Annotated in this window: 17 protein-coding genes; 11 read left to right on the top strand and 6 right to left on the bottom strand. The window is 37.6% G+C overall.

Translation table 11 applies throughout. From position 1 onward, the window contains the following. Positions 1 to 47: 47 nt before the first annotated feature. Together HCZ11_RS03570 and HCZ11_RS03565 are read left to right on the top strand one after the other, a co-directional pair. Complete coding sequence (locus tag HCZ11_RS03570; protein ID WP_167657672.1) at positions 48 to 1625, top strand: ATP-binding cassette domain-containing protein; 1578 nt, start codon at positions 48 to 50, stop codon at positions 1623 to 1625. Positions 1626 to 1684: 59 nt separating this feature from the next. Continuing rightward, entirely contained in the window at positions 1685 to 2065 is a 381-nt protein-coding gene (locus tag HCZ11_RS03565) for a hypothetical protein (protein ID WP_167657671.1), read from the top strand. Positions 2066 to 2280: 215 nt separating this feature from the next. Here the strand turns inward: HCZ11_RS03565 and HCZ11_RS03560 are convergent, their stop codons facing one another. Further along, on the bottom strand, positions 2281 to 3177 hold the full coding sequence (locus HCZ11_RS03560) for a hypothetical protein (protein WP_167657670.1): 897 nt from the start codon (positions 3175 to 3177) through the stop codon (positions 2281 to 2283). Positions 3178 to 3234: 57 nt separating this feature from the next. After that, a complete protein-coding gene (locus HCZ11_RS03555; RefSeq protein ID WP_167657669.1) occupies positions 3235 to 4143 on the bottom strand; it encodes a hypothetical protein in 909 nt (302 codons plus the stop codon). A gap of 216 nt (positions 4144 to 4359) precedes the next feature. Between HCZ11_RS03555 and HCZ11_RS03550 the strand changes: the two genes are divergently transcribed. The 7 genes from HCZ11_RS03550 to HCZ11_RS03520 all read left to right on the top strand — a co-directional run bounded on the left by HCZ11_RS03550 (position 4360) and on the right by HCZ11_RS03520 (position 11509). Further along, on the top strand, positions 4360 to 4497 hold the full coding sequence (locus HCZ11_RS03550) for a hypothetical protein (RefSeq protein ID WP_167657668.1): 138 nt from the start codon (positions 4360 to 4362) through the stop codon (positions 4495 to 4497). A 195-nt stretch (positions 4498 to 4692) separates the two neighbouring features. Next, positions 4693 to 5280 (top strand): hypothetical protein, encoded by a 588-nt coding sequence (locus HCZ11_RS03545; RefSeq protein WP_167657667.1) that lies wholly within the window; start codon positions 4693 to 4695, stop codon positions 5278 to 5280. Positions 5281 to 5976: 696 nt separating this feature from the next. After that, positions 5977 to 6372: a response regulator gene (locus tag HCZ11_RS03540; protein WP_130051501.1), complete on the top strand. Its 396-nt coding sequence runs from the start codon at positions 5977 to 5979 to the stop codon at positions 6370 to 6372. Positions 6373 to 6379: 7 nt separating this feature from the next. Continuing rightward, a complete protein-coding gene (locus HCZ11_RS03535) occupies positions 6380 to 7273 on the top strand; it encodes a MoxR family ATPase (RefSeq protein ID WP_130051500.1) in 894 nt (297 codons plus the stop codon). Positions 7274 to 7275: 2 nt separating this feature from the next. After that, positions 7276 to 8235 carry a DUF58 domain-containing protein gene (locus HCZ11_RS03530; RefSeq protein ID WP_167657666.1) on the top strand — a complete coding sequence of 320 codons (960 nt, stop codon included), beginning with the start codon at positions 7276 to 7278 and terminating at the stop codon, positions 8233 to 8235. A gap of 2 nt (positions 8236 to 8237) precedes the next feature. Next, positions 8238 to 10178: a DUF3488 and transglutaminase-like domain-containing protein gene (locus tag HCZ11_RS03525; protein WP_167657665.1), complete on the top strand. Its 1941-nt coding sequence runs from the start codon at positions 8238 to 8240 to the stop codon at positions 10176 to 10178. A gap of 8 nt (positions 10179 to 10186) precedes the next feature. Beyond that, positions 10187 to 11509 carry a Na+/H+ antiporter family protein gene (locus tag HCZ11_RS03520; protein WP_167657664.1) on the top strand — a complete coding sequence of 441 codons (1323 nt, stop codon included), beginning with the start codon at positions 10187 to 10189 and terminating at the stop codon, positions 11507 to 11509. Positions 11510 to 11540: 31 nt separating this feature from the next. Here HCZ11_RS03520 and HCZ11_RS03515 read toward each other — a convergent pair whose 3' ends face one another. Next, complete coding sequence (locus HCZ11_RS03515) at positions 11541 to 13511, bottom strand: response regulator (RefSeq protein WP_167657663.1); 1971 nt, start codon at positions 13509 to 13511, stop codon at positions 11541 to 11543. A 173-nt stretch (positions 13512 to 13684) separates the two neighbouring features. Between HCZ11_RS03515 and yvcK the strand changes: the two genes are divergently transcribed. Further along, positions 13685 to 14590 (top strand): uridine diphosphate-N-acetylglucosamine-binding protein YvcK, encoded by a 906-nt coding sequence (yvcK, locus tag HCZ11_RS03510; protein ID WP_167657662.1) that lies wholly within the window; start codon positions 13685 to 13687, stop codon positions 14588 to 14590. Here yvcK and HCZ11_RS03505 read toward each other — a convergent pair. Next, complete coding sequence (locus tag HCZ11_RS03505; RefSeq protein ID WP_054561483.1) at positions 14555 to 14887, bottom strand: Hpt domain-containing protein; 333 nt, start codon at positions 14885 to 14887, stop codon at positions 14555 to 14557. The genes yvcK and HCZ11_RS03505 overlap by 36 nt on opposite strands. A gap of 20 nt (positions 14888 to 14907) precedes the next feature. Here HCZ11_RS03505 and HCZ11_RS03500 point away from each other — a divergent pair, with 20 nt between their 5' ends. Then, on the top strand, positions 14908 to 15942 hold the full coding sequence (locus HCZ11_RS03500) for a glycosyltransferase family 4 protein (RefSeq protein ID WP_167657661.1): 1035 nt from the start codon (positions 14908 to 14910) through the stop codon (positions 15940 to 15942). Here HCZ11_RS03500 and HCZ11_RS03495 read toward each other — a convergent pair. Together HCZ11_RS03495 and HCZ11_RS03490 are read right to left on the bottom strand one after the other, a co-directional pair. Next, a complete protein-coding gene (locus HCZ11_RS03495) occupies positions 15911 to 17365 on the bottom strand; it encodes a sigma-54 dependent transcriptional regulator (RefSeq protein ID WP_167657660.1) in 1455 nt (484 codons plus the stop codon). The genes HCZ11_RS03500 and HCZ11_RS03495 overlap by 32 nt on opposite strands. Before the next feature lie 103 nt (positions 17366 to 17468). Beyond that, entirely contained in the window at positions 17469 to 18926 is a 1458-nt protein-coding gene (locus HCZ11_RS03490; protein WP_167657659.1) for a SpoIIE family protein phosphatase, read from the bottom strand. Positions 18927 to 18928 lie beyond the last annotated feature (2 nt).

Here is an 18928-nt window from a genome sequence, read left to right as displayed (position 1 = left end):
GTATTATTGTGGATTGGTATCACTGCCCCTGTAATACAGGAGGCACTATGCCACAACTTCAAACTTTCAATTTATGTTATCAACATGGCAATGGCGATGTTGTATTTAACGACCTTTCATTTTCTCTCACTGCAAAAGTTACTGCGTTAGTTGGCAGGAACGGCTGCGGTAAATCTATATTAGCGTCAATACTTGCTAAGCAAAAAAAGCCAAGCTCTGGCACGGTTGTTTGTAATTCAACCCTTGGCTTTTATGAGCAAATGGACGATGTAAATCAGGCTGATAATCTAACAATTGCAGAGGCTATTGGCTTAGAGTCTATGTTTAATGCCCTTGAAGCGATAAACCAAGGGCAAGTTACAGAGCAAAATTTAACTTTACTAGAAGACAATTGGGACTTACCAGAGCGCTTTAAGGCAGAGCTTTTGAGGTTAGGTATAAAAAGCAAAACCCCTAACTCATTAAGCAAATATTTAAGCGGCGGGCAGTTTAGTCAATTAAAGCTCTGGGCGCTATTTAACTTCTTTAATCACGATATTTTAATACTCGATGAACCTTCAAACCACCTAGATGCACACGGTAAGCGCTGGCTTATAGAGCAAATTAACAAATTCAAAGGACAAATATTACTGATTAGTCACGACCAAGAATTATTAGAACAAGCACATGAAATATGGGAACTAACAACCCTTGGTTTAACACAATATGGTACGTGTTTTTCACAATACCAAAGTCAAAAGCACAAGCAAGTTGCTGCGCTTGCAAACAAATTAAACCACGTTGTTAAACAGCAAACAATACTCAAAGCAGCAGAGCAATTACAACAGCAAAAAACACTTAAGCGAGCAGCTCAGGGAGCAGCACTTAGAAAGTCTGGTAGCCAACCTAAAGTGTTAATGGATGCGAAAAAAGATAAAGCCAGTGCAAATTTATCTTCGCAAAGTAAAAATACCGCTAAGCGAGAAGGTAAGCTAAATAGCAATAAACAACAATTTTTAAGTCAGCTTGAACAAGTGAAAGCCCAACAATTTTATTTATCGCAAAAAGATGAGGCTAAGCATCACAAAGTACTCAGCCTGGATAATGTAGTATTAGCATATGGTGCCCAAAAGTCGCTAACTTTTCAGGTGTACAGTGATGATAAAGTTCATTTAGCTGGCGCTAATGGCGCCGGAAAATCAACCTTACTTAAAACTCTTATAGGAGAGATACCAGCTAAAGTAGGGGAGTTATATTCCAACCAAGCTCTTTATTATTTAGACCAACATTTTACACTCATAAACAACGAGCTAACCATGCTTGAAAATCTCATGACTTACTGTAAAGATTTAAGCCAGAGCACCGCGCGAACTTTACTTGCAAGTATTGGCTTTAGAAAGGATGCTGTATTTAAACACGCCGCATTTTTGAGTGGTGGCGAGAAAATGAAACTAGCCATGTGTATTGTTAGTAATATTGAAAGCACTGCATTCTTGTTATTAGATGAGCCTGATAATCACCTAGACTTTGAATCAAAACAGTTATTAGCAAAATCATTACAAGACTTTAAAGGTGGGTTTATAGTAGTAAGCCATGATAAGTATTTCGTAGAAAGTATCGAGTGCAATAAGATAATTGTCATATAAAATATACATTTAAAAATTACCATGCTAGGGTGGTTGTAGGTTTATTACAAGGAATGACAATGAATTTTACAGCCGCTTACCGCATTTTTATTGCTTTATTCATGCTGATTGTAACCGTTGGTTTAGGCATGACGCTCAATGATTTTACCTCTGTAGTCTACGTGTTTGTGCCGTTATTATTGATGCTAGGAGCTTCATTTATACCGTTTTTTAAAGCACGAAAACTACGTTTAGTACTCTTTGCCGCACCTATTGTTATTCTCTACAGCGTAGGTTTTTACCCATGGCTTACAAATTACCAAGAAGTCGCCGTTTCATCATCTACCTCAACCCTCGATTTTATCATCATCCCAGTATGGGCCAGCTTATACGGCGCTGGATTTGTAGTGCTGCATGAAATTGGGCTAGGTGTTGCTAGGGCGTTTAATTGGGGGAAATGAGTAAGCAATAAGCACCCTCAAGGTCATACACCTCAGTGGCGTTATTGGCTTTGTTTAAATGAATTTGGCCATTTAGCACTAACTTAAAGTTAGAGCGTTTAGAGCGTTTGGGTAAGGGGAGTGGGACTGTCATCGTTACCAGGCTTTAAGTAAAACACTGGTAACGAGTATAAAATTTAGGGGATAAGTTTTCGGCTGGAAAGGGGTTTACATCGTTAAAGGAGGTTGCGAGCTCTAAGTTCTCGGTCAAGCTCTGGTGATAACGCCTTTAACCAGTAAATTTCTTTTAGTTGCCTACATGTTAAACCAGCTATTACTTCAAACACAAGCTCTGCAGACTCATGAGAATTTTCTTTTGTTTCTTCTCTATATAACTTGTAAGCAATTTCCAAGAACATTAACCAAACAAAAATATGGAGACGGTGGAATATTATCAGTTCAAGCGTATCGCGATGTACATTCATTTCTTGCTTATAAAAAAGCAAAGCAATGGTTTTTATTTTTTCAATATATTGGTAAGTGTCCGTAAATATCAGCTTTTTAAAGCTTTCACTGGCTGTACCATTCTTTACTTGGATGCTCCTTATTTCAAAAAAATAGTCCGATAAAAAATCAAGATGTGTCATGAAACGTTCATCATCAGGAAACTCTTTTAATTCTGTTTTAAAACCCCAGCTACCTTCAGTATAAAGTCTGGAATCACCTTCTGTCCGCTTAAATAATACTTTCTTTTCTAAAAGAATATCTATTGAATCTGTTATTTCGAATAAGGCTTCCTTGAACACGCTAAAGTTTTGAGTGTCAGTTTGTTCTTTTAGTACTACTTTTGTTGCCTCTAACTCTTGCTTTTGAACCTCCAATGCTTTTTTTGAATCACTCCATGTTCTATATAGTAATAATACTGAAGCAAACAATAAAATAGGTGAAATGGCATTGTTAAGGTATGTTGCTGTTGTAATCCAGTTTTCAATAGGTGCGTTATTATTAAATGAAAAGCGCCTAAAAAACTCTATCCCTATAAGTGAGCATGCAATAGCAGCACTAATTACGGTAAGTAAACCCAAGGGAATACGGGGTTGTTTTTTTTCTGAATGTTTAGTTTTAAAGTTCATAAACGTCTTTGTAAGCCGATGTCTCTAAGTGGTTATTTAATATCCCTGATAAATTCTTTATTCAAAAAAATTATCGGGGATATCGTCGCTGAATTGGATTAGACGTTTTGCGATTTCTAAATCGTAAATAAGCATAAATTCTTGAATTAACTCTTTTTTGTACACACTTTCAGTGCTGTGAATTTTTCTTAAAAGTAGCATTGTGGATTTAACATATTGATTAATTAGAAGGTTTTCCATGTAGATGGCAGAATAGACATCAAAAAAGATATTCTGAACTTTATATGCTTCAAGTCCAATAAATTTGTTTAAGTATTTGCATTTATTAAAATTGAGTCCATAGCATACACTTATGTGTGTTCCTCTGATAATGAGTTCTTTTTGAGATTGCTCAATTTGATATAGCTTTAAATAAAGTTCATTAGAAAAATCATTTTTTGAGGATTGTGCTTCATAGTCAAAACCAATTGACTTGTAAAACTCAAGGAGTCTCGGATTAGAGTTTTTGTATAGCCCATCTAAAAAATTAAAAAGCTCAACATTTGCTGAACTATTATAAAAAAGATCAAAGACTTTAAGCTTTTCATTCATCTTTTCATTTAGATAAAGTGACTGCCTACTTAAAATATCTAAGTCGTCTTTTCTCCTCTGATTAGATAATTGTTCTTTGATAATATTTCGCGTCAGGCTTAATTCAGTTCTGCTTGTTCTCCATGTTAACCAAAGAAGTACAACGCTAAAAAATAGAAGTATTGGTGACAGGAGACTATTCAATATTGAAGATGTATCTTTCCAGTTATTTAACACTTGCTCTGGTGTTCTATCATTGATATCCCAGGTGAATATTGGGAAATCTTCCGTAAATTTAAATAGTACAAAAAGAATAATCAATATGAAAAATACAATTATTCCATAGCCAAACATCCTCATCACATTTGCTGAATATTCAGGTTTATTTTCAGTCATTACATTCCCTCGCTTAAAGAATCCTTTTTACACGAATCTCAACTACTTAACAACTAAGCAGCGCCACGTATAGAGCGGATAATTGCACCATTACTTTTAATGTTAGCTACAACAACACCCACCACTTCACGCGCAATGTCTTGGCCAATAAGCTTAATACTTTACTCATTGGCTGAGTTTAATCAGTTAGTTTTGGCATTAGACATAGAGTAGGGCATGACAGCAAATACAAACTCAATAAACTTACTTTTCATTGTCATTGTGCAAATTGGTGGCGCGTTCGCCACTGTTGCCAAAGTGAAAACAGACATTACTTCGATAAAGCGCGTAATTGAAAATATGGTGAAGATATAACGAAACTACAGTATAAATATTGCTATCTGAGACATATTTAAAGTTCGTAAGACCGAGTAACGCTTGTGAAGCTAAACCCAATGACTATCTTAAATTAATAGAGAAACTGATAGTTTGAGTAGACTTTGATTTGGAAATAACATTAAGTTAAATTGACAGTTAAGTATAAGGAAGAACAGAACACTAAGGATAGTTTTGAATAAATTCATAATTTTTCTCTTTTTATTGCCCCTCGTTATTATCTCTTTTGGTGCCTCAGCAAACGCAGGACTACCTATGATTATGCTTGCAGTGCCTGTGTATTCGATCTCTTTGTTACCAATAATTGCTATTGAAGCAATATACCTTCGAAATAGCTTATATTTAACCAAAGCACTATCGGCAAAAACGGCATTTGTTTCAAACTTAGTATCTACAATTGTTGGGGTTCCTCTAACTTGGGTAATTCTTGTTTTAATACAAATGCTGACAGGTGGTGGCGGAGCGTATGGCGTGGATACATTTGTCGGCAAAATGTTAGCAGTAACGTGGCAAGCACCTTGGTTAATCCCTTATGAATCTGACTTACATTGGATGATTTTATTTGCAGGGTTATTCCTACTTATTCCATTTTATTTTGTATCATGGTGGTCTGAATTTTTAGTTTCAAAGAAAATGCTTGCAGATACCGGACTCAATAAAAATGACATTAAGACTAAAGTTAGGAATGCAAACCTAATCACATATAGTTTGTTAGCGTTTTGGCCAATTGGCTGGTACGTAGTTGGCTACGTATTAATGTAACTGGGAATTTTTGAAAGTCTAAAATTAATAAATCATTTTTATATTCAGAAATTGTAAATTCTTACAGAGAAGTTGATCACTCATTTTGATTAATTCATTACCAATGATATTCAGCGTCTAACTTACTTAAATCAAATCGTACAGCTGCCCAATTTGAATTTGTAGGGCATCTAAGTGGCTTTGGTTATAACGAACAGTAAATCATAGTCAATGAACTTAAAGCCATTACGGTTACAGGCAGTGAAAAAATTGCTTTTATATTTTTGGGAAGCCGTACAAGAAAGGCATTTCAAATCTAGGTTTGTAAAAAGTCATCGTTGTAGTCTTATTGGAATGAAGTAAGTTTGGTTGAAAATTTACAAAGTAAAAATGAGCAGTTTATAAAAAACTATAAAACCGTGAAAACCCAAATTAAGCAAAAAAGGGGCTAAAAAACCTTAAAATCTAACGACTAGTGAGGCTGGTTATAAAGACAAATACGCTATTTAACATAATATAAATTATAGGAAGTAACGCAATGGTATATCGTGGTACCTATTCTTTATATACGCTAAGTCCAATACTAGACGGTATCGGACATAATGATGGTGTTTTGTCATATTATCTATTTTATTAGTCTGAGTTTCTTGAGCTTACTTATCGCATGACATATATTAAAACTATCAACTTAAGATGTAACGATAAGATGTAAACGATATGGAATTTGTGAAACCGTTAGAACCTATTCTGATAATCGACGATATGCAAGATATTCGCGACTATCTAAATCAAATTTTAACTGGTCTTGGTTTTGACGATATTTTAGAAAGTCGAGATTTTGAATCAGCCAAAACTCTAATTGAAGAAAAGTCACCAAACGTTATCTTTCTTGATATTGAGCTACCTAACACTGACGGTGAGGAAATTCTTGAATATTTGAATGACCGACATCCCCATACTCACGTTGTTATGTGTTCAGGTCATAACAGTCTTGAGAATGTTCAAAACACTTGGGAATTAGGCGCCCGAGGTTTTATTGCTAAACCTTTTAACTCAAAAAAAGTCGACTCTGTTATGAAACGTCTAGAATTGATGGAAACCATAACAAATTAAGTAGTTTATGAATTCGACAATCCAACTCATAATTGATGATCTGTCTACGGTCATTTTTGGCAAACAACAACAAATTAAACTTGCTTTAGCATGCTTATTCAGTAAAGGTCATTTGCTCATTGAGGATTTGCCTGGTATGGGAAAAACCACTTTATCTCATGCACTTGCAGCAGTTCTTGGATTGTCGTATCAACGTATTCAATTCACAAGTGATTTATTACCTTCTGATATTCTTGGTACAAACATTTTTGATGCTAAAGAACATAGTTTTTCTTTTCATCAAGGCCCTGTATTTAGCCAAGTTGTTTTAGGTGATGAAATTAATCGTGCTGGTCCTAAAACACAAAGTGCGCTTTTAGAGGCAATGGAAGAAAAACAAGTGACGGTGGATTCGGTTAAACACGCCCTACCATCACCATTTTTTGTTATTGCAACTCAAAACCCAGTGCACCAATCTGGAACTTATCCGTTACCAGAGTCACAATTAGACCGATTTTTCATGCGTATCAGTTTAGGTTTTCCTGATAAACAAGCCGAGAAAAACCTTATTTTAGGTCTAAACAACCGTAACTATGATGATTTACCTGTTCGCATTAACTCAGAACAACTCGCTGTTATTCAAAAAGAAATTAATACTGTAACAATAAGTCATACGGTTGTTGACTACATACTAGAACTAGTCGCTTTTACTCGCCAAGATAGTCATTTTGTAAACCCATTATCACCAAGAGCAAGTATTGCACTTGCTCGTGCTGCAAAGTCATGGGCGTATATCGAAGGTCGTGATTTTGTTTTGCCTGAAGATGTACAAGCGGTTTTTCCTAGCGTGACTGATCACCGATTGGGGTTAAATTCTGGCGACAGTGGTTATGCACTTAAACATGTGCCTGTAAGCTTGTAAACATGTTAAAGCGCCCTGCTTTTGTTAAACAATTTCGTCAATTAGTTTTTAATAAGTTATTAAAAAACAAACATAAAAAAAACGAAATAGAACTCCAACATAAAACTATTTATGTGCTTCCTTCTAAACTTGGTGGGCAGTTTCTAATAATTGCCCTACTTAACTTTGTGATGGGTATTAACTATCAAAATAACCTTATATTAGCGATGGCTTATTTAATGGTTGTTGTTATGGTATTTGCGATACTAACTGGCTATAAAAATGTCAGAGGTTTATTGGTTAAATATCTTTCAGTGAAGGAAGATTATGCACCAAAAGCGCCCGTAGCACGCTTTGAACTACAAGCAAAATCACGCTGCGAATTAGTAAAACTAATCAATAATAACATCGAATCTGAAGCTGTTTCACTACAAAGCAACGAGAAAAACTCGGTTGAAATAGCACTTAAATGTAGCGAACGTGGTGCTTATGGTTTTGACAGAGTGAAAATTATTAGTCATTTCCCTTTTGGCTTAGTGTCGGTTTGGAGCTACATAGAGCCCATAGATACAGTTTATGTTTATCCAAAGCCAATACCCACAGAAAAGCTTGATACACAACTTCATGACAATGACGAACATGATGGCGATAATGCACAAATCAAAGCCGGTAATGATGACTTTTATCAACTCACTTCTTTTGTGCAAGGCACTGCACTTAATAAGGTGTCGTGGAAACACTACGCTAAAACTCAGCAGCTATTAACGAAAGAGTTTACCAGTGATGCATCACAGGAATTAGCTCTTAATTACAATACGTTAACAGGAAATAACGAGCATCGATTAAGCCAATTATGTTTTTTAGTAAACCAGTTAACCGATCAACAAATCGCTTTTTCGTTAACTTTACCCAATAAACATATCACAAAAGGTTTAGGGCGAAGTCATCAAGAAACTTGCCTGAAAGCTTTAGCGGAGTTTTAAGCATGAATACCCCGCTTATTAATACCGTTTTATCACTTCTGTTTATTGTTATTAGTGGTTTTTTGTTTACTGAAGTAACTACTCCATTTCTAGCCATATTGGCTGGCCTCAGTTTTTTAAACCTGTTTTTAGGTAAATTTTATAAAAAACTAAATGGATTGGTGGCGAATATTTTGGCAGCAATTTGCTTAGTTGCCTTATTTGTTCTGGTTGGCGTGGGCGATACAGTAAAGCTATTTGTATCCATGATGCTACTTGCTAGTAGCTTTAAATTGCTCCAGGCGAAAACCGTCAAACAGTATCAAACCGTTTGTTTACTGGTGTTTTTTAACCTTTCAACGGTGTATTTATTCCATCAAGGATTGTTTGAAACCTTGGTGGTCAGTGTGCTTTATATTGTGATCTTTGCGGTGCTTGGCTATTTAACTAGCCCACAAAGCTTTAAGGCCGCTAATAAACAAAGTTTTAAAACCATACTACTAGCTTTACCTATAGCGGCATTTTTGATTTTGTTTTTACCGAAAATACCGGCGTTTTGGCAATTACCGGGGCCAAAGCTTGCGAAAACGGGTTTATCAGAGCAAGTTAACCCCTTTTCTATTGCGAAATTAGCTGAGTCAGATGATTTGGTTTTTCGGGTAGAACAACAGCCTGGGCAAGCCTTACAGGCCCCCTATTACTGGCGCAGCCTTATTCATGATGAGTTTAATGGCAGTGAATGGTTAATATCGGACATTTTGAAATCTCAACAATTTAACCAAATTCGCCGTACAGTTACTCAAAGTAATAGCGTAAATTATCAGATTATTGCAGAGCCTTCATCTTCAAATTGGCTATTTGCACTTGGCTTTGCACAAAGTGCTAATTCAGATGTGCACTCAACCTACAATGGTTTGTTAAAACGCAAAGGTAACTTAAACAAAAACATTAAATACGCGGTAACGAGCAGTCAGGCTTCGATGAACCTTAGTGACTTTGAAAAACGCTTATACACTCGCTTACCTAAAACAACCAATCCACAAACAACGGCATTGGCAAAACAGTTGTCTGCTGAGCATGAAAATGCGCAAGGTTACTTTAACGCGCTACTTGATTACTTTAATCAGCAGCAGTTTGCTTACACATTAACGCCTACACCAATGTATGGTGATAATACGCTAGACCAGTTTGTATTTGATACCAAACGTGGCTTTTGTGGGCACTATGCGAGCACCGCTGCATTTATGTTTCGTGTTGCCGGTTACCCTGCCCGTGTTGTGTCAGGTTATTTAGGTGGAGAACAAACTAAAGCCGCTACGCTTAACATTTACCAATATGATGCCCATGCATGGGTTGAAGTGTTCTTTGATGAAAAATGGCATATTTTTGATGCTACCGCTGTTGTTGCTCCTGAACGTTTAAACGGTTCGTTATCACAACTGGGAGATTTAAACGAAAGCTTTAACGACAATCTTAACTTTGGTCTAAAACGTTGGAGTCATTTTAAAGCAATAAACTGGCTGCGAATTCACCTTGAAGAGCTCGATTATAAATGGACTAACTGGGTGCTTACGTTTGACCAAGAATCTCAGCAAAGTTTGTTTGATTCACTGTTTGGTAATAAGTCTGCATGGCTAACACCATTAATTGTATTAGGTACGTTATTACTGAGCTTTACTGGTTATTTCTTATATAACAAACGCCCTATTCGAAATAGTGAACCGTTGGTTGATGACATCACTAAGCTTTATCAGTGGGCAAAAAAGCAAGGTATAGAGCCTCTAGACACTAACACGCCACTACAAAATATTGCTTTAATTAAACAGCAAAAGCCTAGATCAGAGGCATACCTAAGCGAGTTTGAGCAAATAATCATCGAAGTACGTTATCAACAGCAATCATATAACCAAAATCGCAAAAACCGCGTACGAGTTCTGTTAAACTCTCTCAAAACAGCCAAATAGAGAACAATATGAATGCAGTAATTGTCGGCGTTATGTTGATGCTGATCCTGACACTTTGTCGAATTAATGTCATTGTGGCGATGACGCTAAGCGCAATTGTTGCGGGTTTGACCGCAGGCCTAGGTTTATCTCAAACCGTTAATGCATTTAATGATGGTTTATCGGGTGGCGCTGAAATAGCACTGAGCTATGCGATGTTAGGTGCATTTGCGGTGGCAATCTCGAAGTCGGGTTTAACACGCATTTTAGCGTCTAAGTTACTAAAGCAAGTAAACGAAAACAGCCATAAAGGCGAAACGACGCTTAGTTATCTTATATTAAGTATTATTTTGCTGTGTGCGATTTCGTCGCAAAATTTGATACCCGTACATATTGCTTTTATACCCATTCTAATTCCGCCATTACTTGTGGTGTTTAACAAGTTACTCCTTGATAGACGTGCCATTGCGTGTATTTTAACCTTCGGCTTAGCTACCTCTTATATGGTGCTACCTTATGGTTTTGGTGGCATTTACTTATACTCGATACTCCACAAAAACCTCACTGAAAATGGCTTAGAGATTGTTAATACTCAAGTTCCGATGGCAATGATCATTCCAGCTATTGGAATGTTGTTTGGCTTATTCGTTGCGGTGTTTATCACTTATCGAAAACGCCGTAGTTACGACTCGCATACTTTAACAGAACAACAAAATGAAGTTGTGATAGAACAACCTAAAAAGGTATTAGTTGTGGGCATAACAGCCGTACTTTGCTCTTTAGTCGCACAAAATATCAGTGATTCAATGATCCTTGGTGGTCTTGTTGGTGTGGCCATATTTACCTTGTTTGGTGTTGTAAAACTTGAACAAAATGGTGATGTTTTTAGTAAAGGCATCGCTATGATGGCGATGATTGGCTTTATTATGATTTCTGCACAGGGCTTTGCTTCAGTTATGAAAGCAACGGGTGATGTAGCCTCATTAGTTAGCTCTGCAGCAGGTATCATTGAAGGTAACAAACCTCTTGCGGCTGCATTGATTTTACTCGTTGGATTACTAATAACCATGGGAATAGGTAGCTCGTTTTCGACGGTGCCAATTATCGCGACTCTATTTGTACCATTATGCATGGAACTAAATTTTTCGGTAATGGCTACAGCTGCACTGGTTGGTACTGCTGGAGCACTAGGTGATGCAGGCTCCCCTGCTTCTGACTCAACACTTGGCCCAACATCCGGTCTAAATGCAGATGGTCAACACGACCATATTTGGGATTCAGTGGTGCCCACTTTCATCCATTTTAATATTCCGCTACTTGTTGCTGGCTGGGTTGCGGCAATGGTGTTGTAAAATAAAGAAGCCCCATTATTTTGGGGCTTCTTTATTGGCTAAACAAAATGCGTAGTGCGCGGTTTAGATCATGAAATCGAATTGGTTTGGTCAGCACTTTGTTCATACCAGCCTCAAGGCAAGTGGCTTTATCTTGATGTGATGCATTGGCTGTTAAGGCAACAATGGGTAAAGTCATTTTTAATTCTTCACGCATGTATTTAGTTGCGGTAATACCATCCATCACTGGCATCATCATATCCATAAGAACTAAATCAAAGTGTTGCTGTTGTACCTTATCGATCGCTTGTTGGCCATTATCTGCAAGGGTAACGTGGTGATTGAGCTTTTCTAAAAAGGTTTTGATTAGCACTTGGTTGGTTTTGTTATCTTCTGTAACAAGAATAGCCATTGGTTCAAGAGTTTGCTCATGCTCTATTGATTGCTGATCATCGGCAACAACAGAATATGGAATATAAATAGTAAACTTAGTGCCTATATTGATTGCACTAGCTACTCTAATCTCGCCTTTCATTAAATCAACAAGGCTTTTGGTAATGCTAAGCCCAAGGCCAATCCCTTCTACTTGTCGATTAACACCATAGTCATGCTGTTTAAAGGCATCGTAAATGCTGGCTATTTGAGATTGAGAGATCCCCTGCCCAGTATCTGCTATCTCAAATAACAAATGGGTATCATTGAAGTCAGCGTTAAAATTAACTGTGCCTACTTTGGTAAACTTGAAGGCATTATCTAAAATATTAAATAGAATTTGCCCGACCCGGACCCCATCAATATTAATTTTGTTGGGTAAGCCATCGCTTATCTCTGTGGTAAACAAGACATTAGAGCCTTGAGTGGTTTCTTGAAACTGTGCAGTAATATTTTTAACTAAGGCATTTATATCTGTCGCTTTGACATCAAGCTCCATCGAGCCACTTTCAATTTTTGAAAAATCCAGTACATCACTGATCAAATCAAGCAATAAGTCAGCGCTTGAGTTTGCGTAATCAAGCCAACGAGTTTGTTTGTCATTAAGTTGTGAATCGGCTAACAACTCCAACATGCCGACAATGGCGTTCATAGGAGTTCTGATCTCATGGGACATCACAGTTAAAAACTGTGACTTTGCTTGGTTTGCTTCTTCTGCTTTTTCTTTTGCTAATTGTAGTGCTTGCTCACGCTCTTTGTTAACCGTGATATCTTTTGCGATGCCTAAATAGCCGCGAAATTTCCCGCTTGAATCAAATTGTGGCTTACCACTCAAAGAGACCCAGGCCGGAGGCGACGAATTAACTTCAAATTCAAAATCTAAAAACTCAGCATGATCTGCCAGCAAGTGTTTAAAGTGTGACCATTTTTTTAACTGATTTTGTTCCTGCTCAGTGATAATGGCATCAAAATTTTTATGTAAAAAATGGCGTTTGTATAAGTTACTATGGCTGGCGGTAGTTAAAACATTAATAAAGTGCTCATCTTTATTAGTACGCCAAAACCATTCGCTGGCGAAGTCTCTGAATAGTTCTGATAACTCTCCAAGTCTTGTTAGTAAAGAGGTTGAGTGAAACTTTTGCCGGTTAAGCCTTGTTTGCGCAGCTAATTGAACCGCTACTTGCTGTAATAAGATTTTGATTGCGGTTTGTGATTTATCATTAAAACTAGCCTGCTTTTTTATATCAAAAAAGACCAAGCACTGCGTTGTGTGTTCAGAAATATCAACATGAAAAATTAGGTTATTTACGAACTCATTACTATAAAACAGCGAGTTATCTTCATTAAGCAACCACTGTGACTGCGCTTGTTGTAACTTTGACTTTAATATTGTTTCGTCAAATTCAATGTACTTAATAGTACGCATTTCGAGGGATGCTTTTGAATCTTCGAAGTTTATTAAGCAAAACTCTTTAAACGAAAAATATGGCAGAAGCACTTTTTCAAGTTGAGCTTTTAATGCACGGCTATCATTTATGCCATGAAATGCCGTTAGCTCAAGTTGTAATTGCTCTAAGTTTAACTCTGCCATTGCCATTCCTAGTTAATATTGCATCGCATATTGCAAATATAGAAAACAGTTCTCAGTTTAGCCATAAAAATATCAAAATAAATTATTTAAATTTCATTGTGTTATATAAATCCGAACACTTGGTACGGGCCATGCTACCTAAATATTAAATAAGCTTAATTAAGGCGAGTGTTATGAAAATAGTATGCATAGGCGGCGGACACGGTTTATCCCATATGTTAAGTGCAATTAGACCTCACTGCGCCGAACTGACAGCTATCGTTGCAACCACAGACAACGGCGGAAGCACAGGTAAATTACGTAAAAGCCAAGATGTAGTTGCGCTTGGTGATATTAGACGTTGTTGTTTGCAATTAGCTGATAGTGACTCATTAATCCATCAAGTTTTTCACCACCGTTTTGATGGTGGTGAACTCAATGGCCACAGCCTAGGTAATTTAGCCTTATTAAGCTTAACCCAACAAACTAACTCAGCAACTCAAGCGGTTGCATGGTTCAATGCTATGTTGGGTAATTCAGAAACGATTCTACCCATGTCAGACGAACCGACTGATTTACTAGCGGTTATGTCATCAGGCATCAAAGTATTTGGTGAATGCGATATTGATTCACAAGAAGAGCTCCCAGACTATTTAACGCTCTCACAAGATGTGAATGCTGCTCCTGGTGTGGTTAAAGCTATTGAAAACGCCGATATGCTAATAATTGGCCCTGGAAGTTTAATTACCAGTGTAATGCCTGCCATGTTAGTTGAAGACATAGCTAAAGCGGTGCAACAAACATCAGCATGCCGATTGTTTATCGAAAATATTGCCAAAGAAGCCAGCGTAATTAAATCGCTCGATATGCAACCGGTTGATTGGCTCGAAGGCATGCTTGGTTACCGGTTTTGTGACATGAGTATCTCTTTAGATGCGCTTAGTGAAATTGTGTCTCACTTTGACGATGTTGTTAAATCGCCAAACCAGCAGCACGACATTGAGCAGCTAAGTAATGTATTTGGCGAAATATTAAAAATGCCGTTAAGTCTAGAAGCTGAGGAACTAGTCAGTAGCAATCAAACTTTGCGCGTGAGTTAGCGTTTGTGCAAATTGGTCTTGCAGTAAGGCTATTAAGCTTTGTAGTTCATCGTCAAATTGTGATGCCTTCGCTTTTTGCTCAATTTGTTCTGCAAGGCCGCCTACGGCTAATGCCCCGTAACTACGGCTACTGCTTTTTAAACTGTGGGCATTTATTTCGATTTCAGACTGTTTCGTTGCGTCAGCAAGATCAGCAACGATTTGGCGGGACTCAGTGATATATACCTGCAAAAGTTGTTTTGCTAGGTCGTCACCAACATCCTGTTGTAATTGCGTATAGGTCGCAGTATCTATCATGGTCTCACCTTGGAGTGAATATGAAATACAGTGTTATTTTATTCGTAGATTCAAGCTTAATTGGTGGCATCGAAAGCCATTTGATTGCCATGAGTAAGCTGTTAGAACGATATAATATTATGAGCTCGGTACTATTTTATCAAGATCATAATAACCGTGAATTATATAAGCGCTTAGAAAATGCAAATATCACTTTCGGTTTTGCTGGCGGAAATTTAAAAAGCTTGAACGAAATACTAAAAATGTTTCCTCGCTCAGCGTTAATCCACACCCATGGGTACAAGGCAAGTATCATGGGCAAGTTAGTGTGTCGCTGGCAAAACCGCCCTTGTATTTCAACCTATCATGCCGGTGAAGCAGGCACGGGGAAGGTTTATTTTTACATTAAGCTCGACAAACTGCTAAGTTACTTTTCACTTAACTTTGCTGTTTCTAGCAAACTCACCGAAGAGCTTTACAATGCTGAATTACTTGAAAATTTTATTCCAGTAAATGAGCATACTAAAGTTTTAGGTCTAAAAAATAATGATCAATTAAACGTTGGATTTGTTGGTCGTTTATCCCATGAAAAAGGCCCTGACATTTTTATTGAAACAGCCAAACGATTCAACACACCTAACTTAAAATTTCATATGTTTGGTGATGGCCCTATGGTCAATGAGCTTGATATGTCAGCGGTGAGTTATCATGGCCAGTGTGACCAACGAAAAATATGGCAACAACTTGATGTATTGGTGATCTGCTCTCGGGCTGAAGGTCTACCTATGGTGGCATTAGAAGCTATGGCACACGGGGTACTCGTTATTGCATCGCCTGTTGGTCAGTTACCACAGATAATAAAGCACCTATCAAATGGGTTAATGATGACTGAAAGTACAAGCGACGCTTTGCATAAACAGCTGAACAACGTACTTATGTTGAGCGTTGATCAAAGAAGTTACATGCAAGGCAATGCACAAAAACTTGTTCAACAACGTTTTTCTGGAGAGCAGCAATTTAAGCAGCTAGATAGAGTCTATAGCTCTAGCTTACTTGCATCTCTTCCCAGCTTTTAATTTTACGATAAATCGTAGATGGACTCACATCCAAAAGAGCTGCAGCTTTAGGAATATTGTTATCACAAGCATCAATGGCTTGCTCAATATAACGTTTTTCTACTAACCAAAGCGGTTCAATATCAGCTTGAGAAAATGCTGTTACTACTTCGCTCATTACAGGAGCAGATTCTGTTGTCGGTGTTACAAGGCTCTTTGTTGCCATGCTTTCTGAATTAACAGTGGAAATAGCAGCTGTGGCTGTATGTGTTTGGCCTTGTGCATTTGGTAAGGCTGGGATCATACTCGCTTCTATATAGTCTTCATCATGCAAAACGAGAATGTTACGAATAGTATTTTCTAATTGGCGAACATTACCAGGCCAGGCATAGCTTAAAAACAAGTTTTTAACCCCTTCTGACATGCCTTTGTATGTTCGTCCTTCTTCTTTACTGATCTTTTTAAATAACGCATCAGCAATTTCTATTACATCTTTACCACGCTGATTTAATGGGGGTAATGCAATAGGGATAACATGTAAGCGGTAATATAGGTCTTCACGAAAACGGCCTTCTTGCACTTCTAATAATGGGTCTCGATTGGTGGCACAAACAAAGCGGACATCAACTTTAACTTCTTTTTCACTACCTACTTGCTGATAACAACCGGTTTGAATAAAGCGCAGTAGCTTACTTTGTAAGTTGATGTCCATTTCACATAGTTCATCTAAAAACAATGTACCACCATCAGCTTGGCCTGCAGCACCTTCGCGATTAGCAATCGCACCAGTGAACGCCCCTTTTAAGTGACCGAATATTTCACTTTCGATTAGATCTTTTGGTATTGCTGCACAGTTAAGGGCTACAAAGGGTTTATTAGCACGCGGTGACGCTAAATGTACCGCACGGGCGCACAGCTCTTTACCTGTACCACTTTCACCGGTAATAAACACGGTTGCTTTACTTGCGGATGCTGACTTTATGATTTGGTAAACAGATTGCATTTCTGATGAGCTACCAATCAAATCATAATATTTACCGTTCTCGTATGTTGTTTGATAGCTTTTGACTGTTTGTTTTAAATCTTTAAGTTTTAATGCGTTGTTTACTGTAATGCGAAAACGATCGGCTTCGATTGGTTTTTCTAGAAAGTCACTGGCACCGAGTTTAATGGCTTTGATTGCCATTTCTTTAGTGGCATGCCCTGTTAAAACAATCACTTGTGGAGCTGAGTCTGGGTCTAAAGAGGATAAAATATCTAGCCCGTTCATATCTGGCAGCATAACATCTAAAATTACTAAATCAGGCTCAAACTCCTGCAGAGCAACTACGGCTTGTTCACCATTGTAGGCAATGCGTGTTTCGACCCCGGTTGGGATCAAATATGATTGGTACATCAGCGCTAGCGATTCTGTATCTTCAACAATGAGTATTTTAGGTGGCATTACAGACTTCCTTTATTATCGTTTTATGCTGAGATAAAGTGATTATTTAACAGTTCCTTATTAGTAGCTTAGTGCGTATTTGACCGGTTTGTAAACTCAAACTTTAGTGTTTATTGATCACAATTAACGAGGCATCGTCTATTTCAGCAGTTAACTCAACCTGGCTTGCCTGCCAAAGTGCATAAGCAAACTCTTCACTTTGCACATTTTCGTCAGTTAATTTAGTAATAATTTGGTCTACATCGCTTAATTGCTGATTATCAAGCCAACCATCGGTGAATAATAAAATTTGTTCAACGTTATTTAAGTCATAACTATAATGTTGATAAACATGATCATCACTAAGGCCTAGTAAGGGATCAGTGCCGCTTAGCTGGATCAATTTGCCATTTTTGGTTATCACACAGGGGGCTGGGTGGCCTGCGTTAAACCAGTGAAGTGTGTTATTTTCAATAAAACTTATTAGTAAAGTGACTAGACTATTTTTACATAACCGCTGTTCATACAGGGCTTGGTTTAAGGTTGTTAAAACGTTTTGTATTGGGATTTCTGTCGCTAAACAGCCACTTAAAAAGCCCTTTATGGCAAAACTTTCTTTTAGTGCTGTTATACCGTGCCCCATCATATCGCCAATGATCACGGGCGCTTGCTGCTGGTGGGGGTACATACAAAAATCTCCTCCATTTTGGCTGATAATTGAGCCAAAATTATAGGCATTAAACTCCCCTATTTTTTGCCTTGTTTGCATACGCTCTTCGTTAATTAAATACTTTAATGCAGAAAAACGATGCACAATGCGCTCGATACTTTGTAATAACCGAGTTTTGCTAACGGGTTTTACTAAATAATCATCAACACCTAACAGGTTTATACGTTTTATAAGTTCTTCACTGTCATCACCTGTCAGCATAACCACAGATAAATTAGTTTTTAGGTTAGATTGATTAAGCTTTTTAAGTAAAGGCTCACTTGTGCCATTTTTAAGTTTATGATCAAGCAATAAAATTGTTGCCCCAGAGGTGAGAATTTCTTGCCAACCCGATTCACTGTCTTCACAGCAAATAACCTGAAAATGCTCAGATAAATAAGCATTCAGTAAAGCAAGTTGTGCTTTATCATCGTCTATGTATATAAGCGTGGGTCGTTTATCGATATTGGTTAAACAAAAAGAGAATGTATTCTGTTGGCCAACAGTTTTATAACAAGCGTTTGGAAAGTAATGCTTGATGAGCGCAACCCCCATACCCCCTTCAACTAATTCACCACTGTCTAATTGCCACTCTGATGCTTGTTGATTAAATAAATCATAGCTTGGCATGCTGTCTTTAAATTCTATTAGCAGCTGTTTATCGGGCAGTTTATGCATAGCAAACTGCACATGCATTGACGTTTCTTGGCTATGGCGTAACAGATTAGTTAGGTATTCGGTTGCTACTAACCCTGCTGCATCTATATCTTGATTTTTAACACTGATCGCCGTCAAAACATGTTTTAAAATATGGCGAATCTCACTGACTGTAGGCCAGTCTAAACTAAATGATCTTTGATATAAGCAGTCCATAC

It is taken from the genome of Pseudoalteromonas sp. HF66 (assembly GCF_011806445.1).
In the GTDB taxonomy this organism is placed as follows: Bacteria; Pseudomonadota; Gammaproteobacteria; order Enterobacterales; family Alteromonadaceae; genus Pseudoalteromonas; species Pseudoalteromonas apostichopi.
The sequence above is the reverse complement of the archived record's forward strand: the minus strand, read 5'-3'. Positions and strand labels throughout refer to the sequence as shown.

Coding starts and splice junctions, on each gene's coding strand:
- yvcK (WP_167657662.1), top strand. CDS start 13,685: ATGAAAATAGTATGCATAGGCGGCGGACACGGTTTATCCCATATGTTA.
- HCZ11_RS03530 (WP_167657666.1), top strand. CDS start 7,276: ATGTTAAAGCGCCCTGCTTTTGTTAAACAATTTCGTCAATTAGTTTTT.
- HCZ11_RS03525 (WP_167657665.1), top strand. CDS start 8,238: ATGAATACCCCGCTTATTAATACCGTTTTATCACTTCTGTTTATTGTT.
- HCZ11_RS03550 (WP_167657668.1), top strand. CDS start 4,360: ATGACAGCAAATACAAACTCAATAAACTTACTTTTCATTGTCATTGTG.
- HCZ11_RS03535 (WP_130051500.1), top strand. CDS start 6,380: ATGAATTCGACAATCCAACTCATAATTGATGATCTGTCTACGGTCATT.
- HCZ11_RS03560 (WP_167657670.1), bottom strand. CDS start 3,177: ATGAACTTTAAAACTAAACATTCAGAAAAAAAACAACCCCGTATTCCC.
- HCZ11_RS03540 (WP_130051501.1), top strand. CDS start 5,977: ATGGAATTTGTGAAACCGTTAGAACCTATTCTGATAATCGACGATATG.
- HCZ11_RS03565 (WP_167657671.1), top strand. CDS start 1,685: ATGAATTTTACAGCCGCTTACCGCATTTTTATTGCTTTATTCATGCTG.
- HCZ11_RS03505 (WP_054561483.1), bottom strand. CDS start 14,887: ATGATAGATACTGCGACCTATACGCAATTACAACAGGATGTTGGTGAC.
- HCZ11_RS03500 (WP_167657661.1), top strand. CDS start 14,908: ATGAAATACAGTGTTATTTTATTCGTAGATTCAAGCTTAATTGGTGGC.
- HCZ11_RS03495 (WP_167657660.1), bottom strand. CDS start 17,365: ATGCCACCTAAAATACTCATTGTTGAAGATACAGAATCGCTAGCGCTG.
- HCZ11_RS03490 (WP_167657659.1), bottom strand. CDS start 18,926: ATGGACTGCTTATATCAAAGATCATTTAGTTTAGACTGGCCTACAGTC.
- HCZ11_RS03570 (WP_167657672.1), top strand. CDS start 48: ATGCCACAACTTCAAACTTTCAATTTATGTTATCAACATGGCAATGGC.
- HCZ11_RS03515 (WP_167657663.1), bottom strand. CDS start 13,511: ATGGCAGAGTTAAACTTAGAGCAATTACAACTTGAGCTAACGGCATTT.
- HCZ11_RS03555 (WP_167657669.1), bottom strand. CDS start 4,143: ATGACTGAAAATAAACCTGAATATTCAGCAAATGTGATGAGGATGTTT.
- HCZ11_RS03520 (WP_167657664.1), top strand. CDS start 10,187: ATGAATGCAGTAATTGTCGGCGTTATGTTGATGCTGATCCTGACACTT.